We start from the raw sequence: 12751 nt of genomic DNA on the forward strand, positions 1-12751 counted from the left end.
AAGTGTGAGGGCTAACCAGAGAGGGCGGAGTTAATCGGTTTTCATAGACTCTCATCAATGCCGAATAGCTCGGCGATCTCGTCTGCGGGCACAGGTCGGCTATACAGAAAGCCTTGTCCGAAGGTACAGCCCAGCTCACGCAATATCGCTTGTTGGTGAGTGGTTTCAATCCCTTCTGCCACCACGCCCATGCCGAGACTATCGGCCATTGCGATCATCGCAGACACGATCGCCACTTCCTCTTCATCCGGTGCTTCACTTTGGATATCTTTGATAAAGTGTCGATCGATTTTTAACTTAGAGATCGGGTATCGTTTTAAGTAGGCCATCGACGAATACCCAGTCCCAAAGTCATCAATCGCAATACCCACCCCTTTTTCTCGCAACTGCTCCAACACTTTCAGTGCACTGGCTTGATTTTCAATTAGGGTGTTTTCGGTGATCTCCAACTCGAGAAAGCGCGGATCGGCGCCCGTTTTTTCCAGTGCTTCGGCCACGACCTGCGTAAAGGTAATATCCGCTAGATTGCGTGGTGAAATATTTACCGCCAACGAGACCATCAGACCCGCATCTTGCCACTGTTTTAACTGACGACACCCAGTTTCCACCACCCACTGGGTGATATCGTGAATAATCGAGCGCTCTTCAGCCACGTCAATAAAATGAAACGGCGAGAGCACGCCTCGTTCAGGATGGTGCCAACGCAGCAGCGCCTCAACACCAATAATGTTGCCGGTCACAAGATCCACTTGTGGCTGATAGAAAAGCTCAAGCTCTTCGTTTTGCACGCATTGCCGTAGCTCGACCGCTAAGCGCAATTTATTGTTGGCTTCGACGGTTAGCGCATCATTATAAAACGCATACGTGTTGCGACCCGATTTTTTGGCGAAGTACATCGCAGAATCGGCAAAGGTTAGTAGTTCTTCGGTATTGGCGGCATTGTCTGGGTATTGGGCAATGCCGATACTGACACCGATCTGAGCATCAACCCCCCCGCTGAGCACAAACAAGCGGTTCATCGCCTGAATAATGTCTTCGGACAAACTGACACATGCGGCTTTGTCACTGTGAATTAAACGCAGCACCACGAACTCATCCCCGCCCAGTCGCGCTAAGGTGTCCCCTTCTCTTAACAAACCATACAAGCGTTGACTCACCAGCTTTAGCAGCTCATCGCCCACGGCGTGTCCGTGGCTATCATTAACAAATTTAAACTGGTCAAGGTCGAGGAACATCAGAGCCAGTTTGCCATGAGCCCCCATGGGCATCTTGAGTGCTTGTCTAGTGCGAGATGCCAATAGTAAGCGATTCGGCAAGCCGGTCAGTGCATCATAGTGCGCCAAATCAATCAGCTTTTTCTCTGAGTCTTTTAGCTTGGAGATATCTGAAAAGACGCCAACATAGTTCACCACCTCACCGGCGTCGTTCTTTACCACACTGATAGAAAGCAGTTGTGGATATACCACCCCATCTTTGCGCCGATTCCATATTTCTCCTTTCCATCGGCCTTGTTGGGCAACCTCTTCCCACATTGCGCGGAAAAAGGCTTTATCATGACGCCCCGAGTTAAGAATGGACGGATCGTTCCCTAGAACATCCTCTTCTTGATAGCCGGTAATGGCGCTAAAGCCGCCATTGACTGCCACAATCTTGGCGTCTGCATCCGTCACCAGTACCCCTTCGCTCGATTGTTCGAAGATTTTTGCGTTGAGCATCAGCTTACGCTCAACCTCAAGTCGCTCTGAAACATCATGGATCACGGAAAAGAGTAATTTGACATGACCTATGGTGATGGGTGAAGAGTGCACCTCAACCTGACGCACCTCACCGCTTTTTAAACGGTGAGTGAAGATAAAGTAGTTTTTATCACGCTGACGCGCTTGGGAAAGGCTTTGACGCAATGCACTCTCGGTATGAGTATTAATATCGCTGATCCGCATGGATGTCAGTGTCGCATGATCATAGCCGTAAAACTGCTGAGCACTGTCGTTGGCATCGACAATGTCGCCACTTTTGGCATCCAACAGTAACATCACAGCGTCGTGACGCTTAAAAATACTGCGGAAACGATGGCTATCATCCACAACCCGACCAATTGATTGTGCAAAGCTGCGGCCAGCATTATAGCGACCGTAGAGTCCTCCTAGCCAAAAGCCGAGTACAATGACACCCATTAGCCAGACTCTCGGGTGCCAACGCACACCGTGCCAGCCATCTTCAGGGATCCCGAGTAAACGCCATTGACCTGATGGTAAACTCATCGTCACGATGACCGGATCCTGCGTGTGTATCTGCGGCGTCCCATAGATAGGCTTAAACGACTCAGTCAGCCGTCGGCGCCCTTCTAAGGCAACTTGAACGGGTAACCGCTCCCCTTGGGTAAAGCTGTCGGTAAACAACGCCTCAATGTCTAGCACCGTGGAAAGCACGCCCCACGGCAGGTGCTTACGGGCATTGGTAATGCTTTGTCGCGCAATTAACGCCGTTCCACCTTGCAGCAACTCAACAGGCCCTGAGATTACGGGTTTATCAGAGGCATGGGCGTTACGCACACTTTCTAGTTGTGACGGAACATCGTGATAATCCGTACCGAGCAGGGTTTCACCCACCGACTCCGGATAGACATGACTAATCACCCAATTTCGCGCGGCACCAAAATTAAGAATATGGGTAGATTGAGACATCAATTGCGCCGCGAACTCGGCAAATGCCTCTTGGGTAAGCTCAGGATTTAAACTGATATAGGTTGCTAGGCCGTAGCTTAAATCCATGTTTTGTGTCACGTTAAGTTCTATACGAGACCGATAGGCCAATAATGCCGCGCGCACTTTATCTATCTGTTTATCATGCTCTTGTTGGTATAGCCAGAATTCCACTGACGCGACAACAAGCACGAAGACCATGATAGAAATCAGTATATTGTATATAAACCCTACTCGGGCCGAACGACGGGCGACAGAGTCTAGCGCCGAGGGAACTGCTTGCTGCATGACGCAATACAACCTTATTTCGCCCACTTTTTTAGGCGAACATGATGAACAACTTCAGGCGTAGCACGGGATTATATAACCGCCGCGTAGAATCGCCAGCACTTAGGGCCGGTTTGTGATGAATGGTGTCCGACAACATGGTTTAGATCAAGTAACACATCAAAGACGTTGCACGACACATAATGCGTATTGACATAGTAAGAGATGCTGGCTTTTTAGACATCAGGAGACAAGGATGACACTGACCATGGAGTATGGCGCGATATTGGTCGCGCTTGGGTTTATTGCCGGTATTATAAATACCTTAGCCGGCGGTGGATCCAACCTGACACTTCCAGCGTTAATGGTCATGGGGATGCCTGCCGACGTCGCCAATGCGACCAATCGCGTTGGCGTGTGGTTACAATGCGCCTCGGGGATGGCTGGCTTTAAACGCCACGACAAACTTGATACGCAAGATATCTGGCCAGTGCTGGTACCCAGCTTGATTGGTGGCTTACTTGGCGCACTTGCCGCCGCTTGGCTGCCCACCAGCTGGGTGAAACCTCTTTTACTGGGGACGCTACTTACCATGACAGTGGTGATGTTAGTCAAACCGGCCACCCTCACCCCGCCACCGAGAACACCAATTAAAAAAGTGAAAGACACACCGAGTGCATGGCTGGGTTTATGTTTAGCAGGATTCTACGGTGGTTTTGTCCAAGCTGGGGTTGGTTTTGTGTTACTGGCGGCCTTATGCGGCACCTTGAATTATGATCTGGTGCGCGGCAACGCGCTTAAGCTGGCTTGTACACTTGCATTCACCACCTTATCGTTACTGGTTTTTATTGCTGATGATCTGGTGCATTGGCTGCCGGGGCTACTCCTTGCCGTCGGCACCATGACTGGCGCACGCGTAGCCGTCAAATTTGCGATTTCTGCCAATCCAAAGACGCTCAAACTCTTTTTGTTTGTCATGACGTTAGTGGGCTGTATTGCCGCTTATGCGTTTTAATCCCAAAGTATCAGCCTGTAGACGCTTGTCGTTTGGGTGCCCGCTTGCGCCGGGGTGTTTTATCCCCCGTGCGACGTTTACGGGTAAATTGACGCTTAGGTGGCGGCGATAAATTCTTCAACGATGTGGGGGGCGGTGCGGTTTTTACCATCTCAATCAAACCTTGTAATTGTTCGGTCAATGCATGCATAAAAGGTTGATAGGCGCATTTTTTTTCTGCCATGTCTTGCAGTTGGCGCTCCCATTGCGCGGTCATATCTGGATAGGTCGCGCTATCCGGCAACGCGGCAATCAGTCCTTTTCCACTCGGTGTCGCATGTAAGGTTTTGCCTTGGCGCTGTAACAAGCCACGCTTTAACAACAACTCGATGATCCCGGCTCGGGTTGCTTCAGTCCCTAAGCCATCGGTTTCTCGTAAAATATCCTTCAGTTTTTTATCTTGCACATAGCGACCGATCCCCGTCATCGCCTGCAACAGGCTCGATTCGGTAAAGGCGGCCGGCGGTTCTGTCATACAACCTTTTATCTCACCGCGCTCACACACTAGTTGCTCGCCCGGCTGTAAGTGAGGCAAGGGGCTCGCTGACGCCTCAGCCACTTGCGTATTCGGCAGTAGCGAACGCCAACCTGCAACGGTCAAGACTTTTCCTTTGGCAATAAAGCAACCGCCCGCGATATCAAACACCAGTTTACCTTCTGCATATTCCGCCGGTGGATAAAATTGCATGAGATACTGGCGCGCGATGAGCTGGTAAAGTTTGGCTTCATCACTAGAAAGCCCAGCAGGCGCCGCTTTTGCGGTGGGAATAATGGCATGGTGCGCGCCGACCTTTGCATCGTTCCATGCTTTGTTCTTTCTAGAGGTATCTGCCTGATCGCACGCATCGATAAGCGGTTCGCACCCTTGTCGAATCGCTTGCACGACTTTACCTGCCTCCGCAAAGTGGCCCTTAGGCAGGTATCGACAGTCCGAACGCGGATAGGTAATCAATTTACGTCGCTCATAAAGCTGCTGGCAGATATCTAGCGCTTTTTGCGCACTAAAGCCAAACCGTTTAGATGCATCAATCTGCAAGGCCGACAAATTATAGGGCAGCGGCGCAGCCTGCTTGCGGGTTTGACGCTCAGCCTCTGTCACCTTTGCCGGTTGGCCAGTAATACGATTAGCAACATTCTCGGCCAGAGCGCGAGAAATTACGCGCCCTTGTGCATCTTGCCATTGCGCGCACGCGTCACTAGGCTGCCATCTAGCTCGGATCATTTCACCTTGATACGGCAACAGAGCATCGAGTTGATAGAAAGGATGAGGGACAAAGTCTTCGATTTCTTGGTCACGACGGACCACCAAACCCAGTACTGGGGTTTGAACACGTCCTACAGACAGCACGCCTTGGTAACCCGCTTGTTGACCGAGTAACGTGTAGGCACGTGACAAATTCATCCCATAGAGCCAATCAGCGCGAGAGCGCGCCAACGCTGACACGGACAGAGGAACAAAGGCGTGATTGTCACCCATTTTGTTGAGCGCTTTTTTCACGGCCGACACGTTTAGATCGCTGACTAACAAGCGCTGAATACGTGCCTTTTTCGCTGAACTCACTCCCGCATAATCAATGACTTCATCAACCAGTAGTTGCCCTTCACGATCAGGATCACCTGCGTGTACGAGGTGATCAAACTGCTTGATCAGTTTTTTCACGATCGCTAATTGACCAGCCGCTGATTTACGCGGACGCAGTTTCCATTGCTGAGGCACGATAGGCAGATGTGCTAACTTCCATTGCTTGTACTGGCTGTCATACGCGTCCGGCTCGACTTGCTCAAGCAAGTGGCCGATACACCATGTCACCACATCACCGTTGGCGGTTTCGATATAGCCTTTGTGGTTTTTTTGCGGTTTGGACAAACCGGCGGCAATGGCTCTGCCGAGGCTGGGCTTCTCGGCGATAAATAGGCGCGCCATATCACTCTCTAACTCTGTGCAATGAACCACATGTTATGCAAAGCGTATGGCGGGCGCAATAAAAAACCTGTACATATGCACAGGTCTTTAAAAGTGAATTAGAGATACTTCACGTATTTGCTGGTATCACGCGTTGGCGCATTGGCCGGTGCGCAATCTGGGGTACCGAGATATAAAAAGCCGACAATCGCATCATCACCATCTACATCTAGCGCTTGGCGCACAACAGGGTGATAGGCAAAGGTGCCGGTACGCCAAAACCCTTGAAAACCTTGCGCAACTGCTGCCATTTGCATTGCTTGGGTGGCACAACCGGCGGAGATATGCTGTTCAATCGTCGGGACTTTTTCATGAAAGCGTGTACGCGCAATGACCGCAATGACCATCGGTGCGCGAAACGGTGCTTGTTTGGCTTTTTCTATCGCAGTATCGTCCGCGCCATCGGCTTTCGCGGCCTCCACTAAAATCTGAGATAGCCGCGTTAATCCTTCACCTTCACACACCACAAACTGCCAAGGCGTTAATGCGCCATGATCAGGGGCGCGCAACCCAGCTTGAAGAATGTTCTCTAGCGTTTGGCCGCTTGGCGCTGGCTCGGCTAAACGTGGAATAGAGCGGCGCTGTAATAGCAAATCAAGTGCGTTCATGGTCTTTTCCTTGTAACCCGTATATGCAACCACGGTATCACCGCAGCGTATCGTACTGATTGCTTTATGCTAACACAGCCACTGCGCGACAAAGTCGCGCAGTTTATACGGGTTTACAGCGCGAGTGCGGTTTCAATGCCCTGACGAATGGCCCGTTTAGCGTCTAGCTCTCCCGCATGCTCCGCCCCGCCAATCAAATGGAATGGCAAACCTGCCGACTCAAGTGTCTTGGCCAACGCATTCACAGACTCTTGACCGGCACAGAGAATAATCTGGTCGGCAGGAATGACATGAGGCTCATCTTTGATGCTGATGTGTAATCCCCCATCATCAATTTTATGGTAGGTCACACCGCCCACTAAGTTTACACCTCGTTTTTGCAAAGTTTTACGATGGATCCAACCTGTGGTTTTCCCTGGGCCTTTGCCAACGCGGCCTTCCCGACGCTGCAGGACCCATACTTGCTTGTCACTCTTAGTGTCATGGGCAGGGTACAATCCTCCTTCGTGGGAAATAGTTTTATCGATCCCCCACTCTTTCAACCAGTCATCCAGTTGTTGATTCGCAGGTTCAGTGATCATAGTGGCCACATCCACGCCGATCCCGCCCGCGCCGATAATCGCAATGTGACTCCCCAACTCAGGTTGCTCACGAATAAAGGTTTGATAGTCAATCACCTTAGGATGATCAATGCCCTCAATCGCGGGACGGCGAGGCTTAACCCCGGTTGCAACCACTACCTCATCGAATTCCCTGAGGGTGTCGACCTCAACACTGTGATTAAGATGGACGGTGACACCGGCTTTCTCCAAACGACGCAAGTAATAGCGAATGGTCTCTTGGAACTCTTCTTTGCCGGGAATGGTCATCGCTAAATTAAACTGCCCACCTAAGCGATCAGATTTTTCAAACAAGGTCACTGTATGGCCTCGCTCAGCCGCTTCGGTGGCACAGCTGATCCCAGCCATTCCGCCTCCCACGACAGCCACCGTTTTCACTTGCCGAACTGGCGTCGCCACCAACTCTGTTTCGTAGCAAGCTTTCGGGTTCACCAAGCAACTGGCTCGCTTGCCTTTAAACACATGATCCAAGCACGCTTGGTTACAGGCAATACAGGTATTGATGTCCTCCGATTGCCCAGCCTTAGCTTTGGCAACAAAGGCAGCATCGGCCAAGAAAGGACGTGCCATCGAAACCATATCAGCCTGACCGCTGGCGAGAATCTGTTCGGCCACCTCTGGGGTATTAATTCGGTTGCAGGTAACCAGAGGCACCGACACCTCACCTTTGAGTTTTTCTGTCACCCAACTAAAGGCGCCGCGAGGAACTTGCGTTGCGATGGTTGGAACGCGCGCTTCATGCCAGCCAATACCGGTATTAATAATGGTGACACCGGCCTGCTCTAGGCCTTTCGCTAGCGCGACCACATCGTCAAAGGTGTTGCCTTGCTCGACCAAATCCAACATCGATAATCGGAAGATCACAATAAAATCGTCACCGGCCGCTTTTCTCACCGCACGCATGACTTCCACGGCAAAACGCATGCGATTTTCCACCGAGCCGCCCCATTGATCATAACGGCGGTTGGCACGATGGCAGAAAAATTGGTTGATGAGATAACCTTCAGATCCCATGATTTCAACCCCATCATAACCCGCTTCTCGCGCGAGCGCGGCGCTGCGGCCGAAGGCTTTGATCGTACGCCAAATCGACCTCTCGCTCATGGCAAAAGGCGTGAACTTACTGATTGGAGCGCGGATTGCGGAGGCACTTTGGGCAAACGGATGGAAGGCATAACGCCCGGCATGAAGCAATTGAAGTGCTATCTTTCCGCCATTAGCGTGTACCGCATCTGTGATGGCTCGATGAGCACGAGCGGCGCGTCCAGAACTAAACTGTGCGCTAAATGGAGTCAATCGACCGCGAAAATTCGGCGAAAAGCCACCAGTGACAATTAAGCCAACGTCGCCTTTCGCGCGCTCTGCGTAAAAGGCTGCGAGCTTTTTAAAACCGTCATTGGCTTCTTCCAATCCGGTATGCATCGAGCCCATCAGAACGCGGTTTTTCAATGTTGTAAACCCGAGATCTAGCGGGGCTAGCATATGGGGGTAAGAGTGCTGTTCCATTGCTTGCTCACTTATTGTTGTGGTCTGACCAGACTATAGCGCTGTCGGCTACTGTTTTTCAAACGTTCGTTTACAAACCAGCAACATCGATTGTCGAATAGTTGATCTCAGTAGGAATTTCCTCCCCACTCTGTCGGATACGGGATAAGCTTGGGCTATCGATCCTTGCAGTGATCAGCTAGGATATCAGCGACATATATCGATGGATTAGAGTATGAAAAAACTGTTTCGCTTCATTGCATCTTTGTTCCGATGGCTTTGGGTTGCCATCGGGTTCGTGCGTCAGCTTTTGTTAAATGTGCTTTTCATTGCTGTTATTGTGGGCATTTATTGGGCGATAACCGCCGACTCGCCGCTGCCAACCGGTGACACAACCGCGAAAAAAGCCGTTCAAGCTGAACCCGCCCCACACGCGTTGTTACTGAATATAAACGGCCCCATTGTTGAACAGCGCCGTCGTATCGATCCGATCGATACCCTCTCACGCAACGCGCTCGGACAACCGATTGAAACCGAAAACGTACTCTTTGATATCGTCGATACCATCCGCCATGCCGCGACGGATGATAAGATTAACGGGTTAGTGCTTAGCCTAGGCGACATGCCATCCACGAGCCTGACCAAGCTTCGCTATATCGCCAAAGCTATCGATGAGTTCAAGCAAAGTGGTAAAGCGGTCGTGGCGATTGGTGGGATGTATAGCCAAAGCCAGTACTATTTAGCGAGCTATGCTGACGAAATTCTGATGTCACCAGATGGCATGGTGATGCTCCAAGGGTATGGCAGTTACAACCTGTATTGGAAGGATCTACTCGATAAATTAGATGTCTCGACTCACGTTTTCCGAGTCGGCACCTATAAGTCCTTTGTCGAACCTTATACACGCACCGACATGTCTCCACAGGCGCGTGAAGCGAATCAAGCATGGCTCGACCAGCTTTGGAACGCGTATGTAAGCGATGTGGCGAAAAACCGTGGCATTAAAGCGGCGATGTTCTCTCCCTCTGCCGATACACTCATTACGTCATTGGAGGCGTTTGGGGGAGATTTTGCGTCGCTTTCCAAACATATTGGCATTGTTGATGAGTTGATGACCCGTCAAGAGATCCGTCGTTATCTTGCCGATAAATTTGGCAGCGACGGGGAAGACAGTTTTGAGTACACCAGCTACTACGACTATCTACCCAAAATTCAATCTCGCTTTGCCATCCCCGGTGACAATAATATTGCCGTCGTTGTCGCCAGTGGCCCGATTATGGATGGCGTTCAGCGCCCAGGAACCGTCGGTGGTGATACCACGGCGGCGATGCTACGCGATGCTCGCCTTGACGACAGTGTTAAAGCAGTTGTGTTGCGTGTAGATAGCCCAGGCGGTAGTGCGTTTGCTTCTGAAATTATCCGCAATGAGGTCGATGCACTGCGCGAAGCTGGTAAGCCTGTGGTGGTTTCTATGTCTAGCGTCGCGGCTTCTGGCGGCTATTGGATCTCTGCTAGCGCGGATCGCATCGTCGCACAACCAACCACCATTACCGGCTCTATTGGTATCTTTAGCCTGTTCACCACCTTTGAGAACACGCTGGAAGATATTGGTGTCCACACAGATGGCGTAGGCACAACCCCTTTCTCGGGAGTTGGTGTAACTCGGGCCTTGCCTGAAGATGTCAGCCAAATCATGCAACTGGGCATTGAGCACGGCTATCACCGCTTTATTTCCTTGGTTAGCACGCACCGTAACCTGTCTTTGGAAGAAACAGATAAGGTGGCTCAAGGTCGCGTATGGACCGGTAGCGATGCGCTGAAATTCGGATTAGTCGATCAATTGGGCGACTTTGATGATGCGGTGATACAAGCAGCAGAATTGGCGGGCTTGGAAAACTATCAGCTAGATTGGATGCAAAAACCGCTGACGCCGTTCGAGCAGTTTATGACTGAGATGCTCGGCCAAACCGCGTCGGTTTTTGGCCAAGCGATGCAGGCGAACCTCCCGACGTTTGCAAGCCAGTTACTGGCGTCACCGCAGTTACAGTCGGTGACAATGCTCGAACAATTTAACGATCCTCAAGGGCGTTACTTGTTCTGCTTAAATTGCCAGTATCAGTAGCACGCTTTGCTCCGGCCGTCCTGGTCGGAGCTTTATCCCAAAGTTTTCCTCGATTCTGTGTGGTTACGCAGTACCAACCATGTAACGGTTACATGTATACTGTGCTCACGCTCATTTAATGCAGATTTGTCATGATGGAACGTAAACATATTTATATCGCCTACACGGGCGGCACCATCGGCATGCAGAAATCCGATCATGGCTATGTGCCTGTTTCTGGGTTTCTACAGCAACAGCTCGAAAACATGCCAGAATTCCATCGTCCAGAAATGCCTCGTTTTACCATTCATGAGTACGAACCACTCATTGATTCATCGGATATGACGCCAGAGGATTGGCAACGCATTGCTGACGATATTGGAGCGAATTACGACGACTACGATGGTTTTGTGATCTTACATGGTACCGACACCATGGCGTACACCGCCTCGGCGTTGTCGTTCATGCTAGAGAACTTGGAAAAACCTGTGATTGTCACCGGATCTCAGATCCCCATTGCCGAGCTTCGCTCTGACGGACAGGCGAACTTATTGAACGCCCTGCATATTGCAGCGAACTATCCGGTAAATGAAGTGACTTTATTCTTCAATAATCAATTGCTGCGCGGTAATCGTAGTACCAAATCGCATGCAGATGGATTTAATGCGTTCACTTCACCGAATTTACCCGCACTGTTGGAAGCGGGCATTCATATCGAAGTGAAAGCCACCGATCTTAATCAGCCGGCACAAGGTCCGTTTAAAGTACATACCATCAACGACCAACCAGTGGCTGTGATTATGATGTATCCGGGGATCTCACCCGACGTGGTACGCAATGCATTAAAGCAACCTGTTAATGCCATGATTTTACTTACGTTTGGGGTGGGTAATGCACCGCAGAACCCTGAGCTACTGTCGCTACTCAAACAAGCAACAGAACGCGGGGTGTTGGTACTGAACTTAACCCAATGTTTGGCTGGACGTGTCAATATGGGGGGATATGCCACTGGCTGTGCCCTTGCTGATGCCGGCGTACTCAGCGGCTATGATATGACGCCTGAAGCAGCCCTCGCCAAACTCCATTTCTTGCTCAGTCAAGACTTGCCTTTTGAGACCCTTCGCACCATGGTACAAAAGGATCTACGTGGTGAGCTAAGCTATTACTAGCTCGTCTCAAGTTTGGTCAAAAAATCATGAGTTTGTGAAGCCGACAATGATGTCGGCTTTTTTATCTGCTAATTTATTCATACATTTCGCCGATCAGGGTGTTCCACAATGATGGTGTTGCACGGTGATTCTTTATCACCACAAACGCGAAAAATTGCGCTGGCTTTACGATTTAAACAACTGAATTACGAACTGGTCCCAGCTTCTCCGTTTGAAGCGCATGAAGTCGTGCTGCGCCACCCGCCCATGCAAACAATCGTTGCACTGCTCGATGGCGGGCACACGATTTATCACGATACCATCGTGGCCGAGTACCTTGATGATGCGTACCCTGATCCTTTGCTGTATCCCGGCAATGCTCGTCACCGTGCCGATATACGCTGGATTGAGTGGTATTGTCGTCACCATCTCAGCCCTTTAATCGTGGATACCTTGTTTTATCAGCGTGTAGTACGGGGTCATATGCTCGAAAAAGACATAGACCACCAAGCCGTCAATGATGCGTTAAAAACGCTACCAGAAGCTTGCCAATACCTTTCACAACTCCTTACCCATATTCCTGCGGATAAGGTCAATATGGCCACCATCAGTGTGTGGAGTCTATTTCGTTGTGCTCAAATGGCAGGACTGGTGCTCGACAGCAGCTACACCCAGCTAAATCAGTATCTCGAAGCACTCAGCCAGCACCCGCTGTTTGGCGATTATGCACAGGAAGAGAACCACCAACTGACACCTTTTTTCGCCAGTCCAATCAGTCTCTCTGCGCCAAATGATTAGTTGGC

General features: G+C 50.6%; 8 protein-coding genes. 4 read left to right on the plus strand and 4 right to left on the minus strand.

The features are described 5' to 3' along the window. Positions 1 to 41 precede the first annotated feature (41 nt). On the minus strand, positions 42 to 2990 hold the full coding sequence (locus N7E60_RS10145) for a bifunctional diguanylate cyclase/phosphodiesterase (protein ID WP_269597395.1): 2949 nt from the start codon (positions 2988 to 2990) through the stop codon (positions 42 to 44). 235 nt (positions 2991 to 3225) lie between these two features. On the opposite strand from N7E60_RS10145, the gene N7E60_RS10150 reads away from it, so the two are divergent. Next, the gene (locus tag N7E60_RS10150) at positions 3226 to 3984 is read left to right on the plus strand and encodes a sulfite exporter TauE/SafE family protein (RefSeq protein WP_269597396.1); all 759 of its coding nucleotides are present in this window, start codon (positions 3226 to 3228) and stop codon (positions 3982 to 3984) included. 10 nt (positions 3985 to 3994) lie between these two features. Here the strand turns inward: N7E60_RS10150 and N7E60_RS10155 are convergent, their stop codons facing one another. From N7E60_RS10155 to N7E60_RS10165, 3 genes are all read right to left on the minus strand, one after another. Continuing rightward, on the minus strand, positions 3995 to 5947 hold the full coding sequence (locus N7E60_RS10155) for a DNA topoisomerase III (protein ID WP_269597397.1): 1953 nt from the start codon (positions 5945 to 5947) through the stop codon (positions 3995 to 3997). A gap of 98 nt (positions 5948 to 6045) precedes the next feature. Beyond that, complete coding sequence (locus N7E60_RS10160; protein ID WP_069590027.1) at positions 6046 to 6594, minus strand: NAD(P)H nitroreductase; 549 nt, start codon at positions 6592 to 6594, stop codon at positions 6046 to 6048. A 113-nt stretch (positions 6595 to 6707) separates the two neighbouring features. After that, positions 6708 to 8720: an NADPH-dependent 2,4-dienoyl-CoA reductase gene (locus tag N7E60_RS10165; protein WP_269597398.1), complete on the minus strand. Its 2013-nt coding sequence runs from the start codon at positions 8718 to 8720 to the stop codon at positions 6708 to 6710. A 214-nt stretch (positions 8721 to 8934) separates the two neighbouring features. Here N7E60_RS10165 and sppA point away from each other — a divergent pair, with 214 nt between their 5' ends. The 3 genes from sppA (at position 8935) to N7E60_RS10180 (ending at position 12746) form a co-directional block, all read left to right on the plus strand. Then, positions 8935 to 10821, plus strand: a complete 1887-nt coding sequence (gene sppA, locus N7E60_RS10170) for a signal peptide peptidase SppA (protein WP_269597399.1) — start codon at positions 8935 to 8937, stop codon at positions 10819 to 10821. A 134-nt stretch (positions 10822 to 10955) separates the two neighbouring features. After that, positions 10956 to 11969, plus strand: a complete 1014-nt coding sequence (gene ansA / locus N7E60_RS10175; protein WP_069590079.1) for an asparaginase — start codon at positions 10956 to 10958, stop codon at positions 11967 to 11969. Between the two features lie 108 nt (positions 11970 to 12077). After that, on the plus strand, positions 12078 to 12746 hold the full coding sequence (locus tag N7E60_RS10180; protein ID WP_077455723.1) for a glutathione S-transferase family protein: 669 nt from the start codon (positions 12078 to 12080) through the stop codon (positions 12744 to 12746). The last annotated feature ends 5 nt before the right edge of the window (positions 12747 to 12751 follow it).

Origin of the sequence: Salinivibrio proteolyticus, assembly GCF_027286365.1 — a bacterium.
GTDB classification, from domain to species: Bacteria; Pseudomonadota; Gammaproteobacteria; order Enterobacterales; family Vibrionaceae; genus Salinivibrio; species Salinivibrio proteolyticus.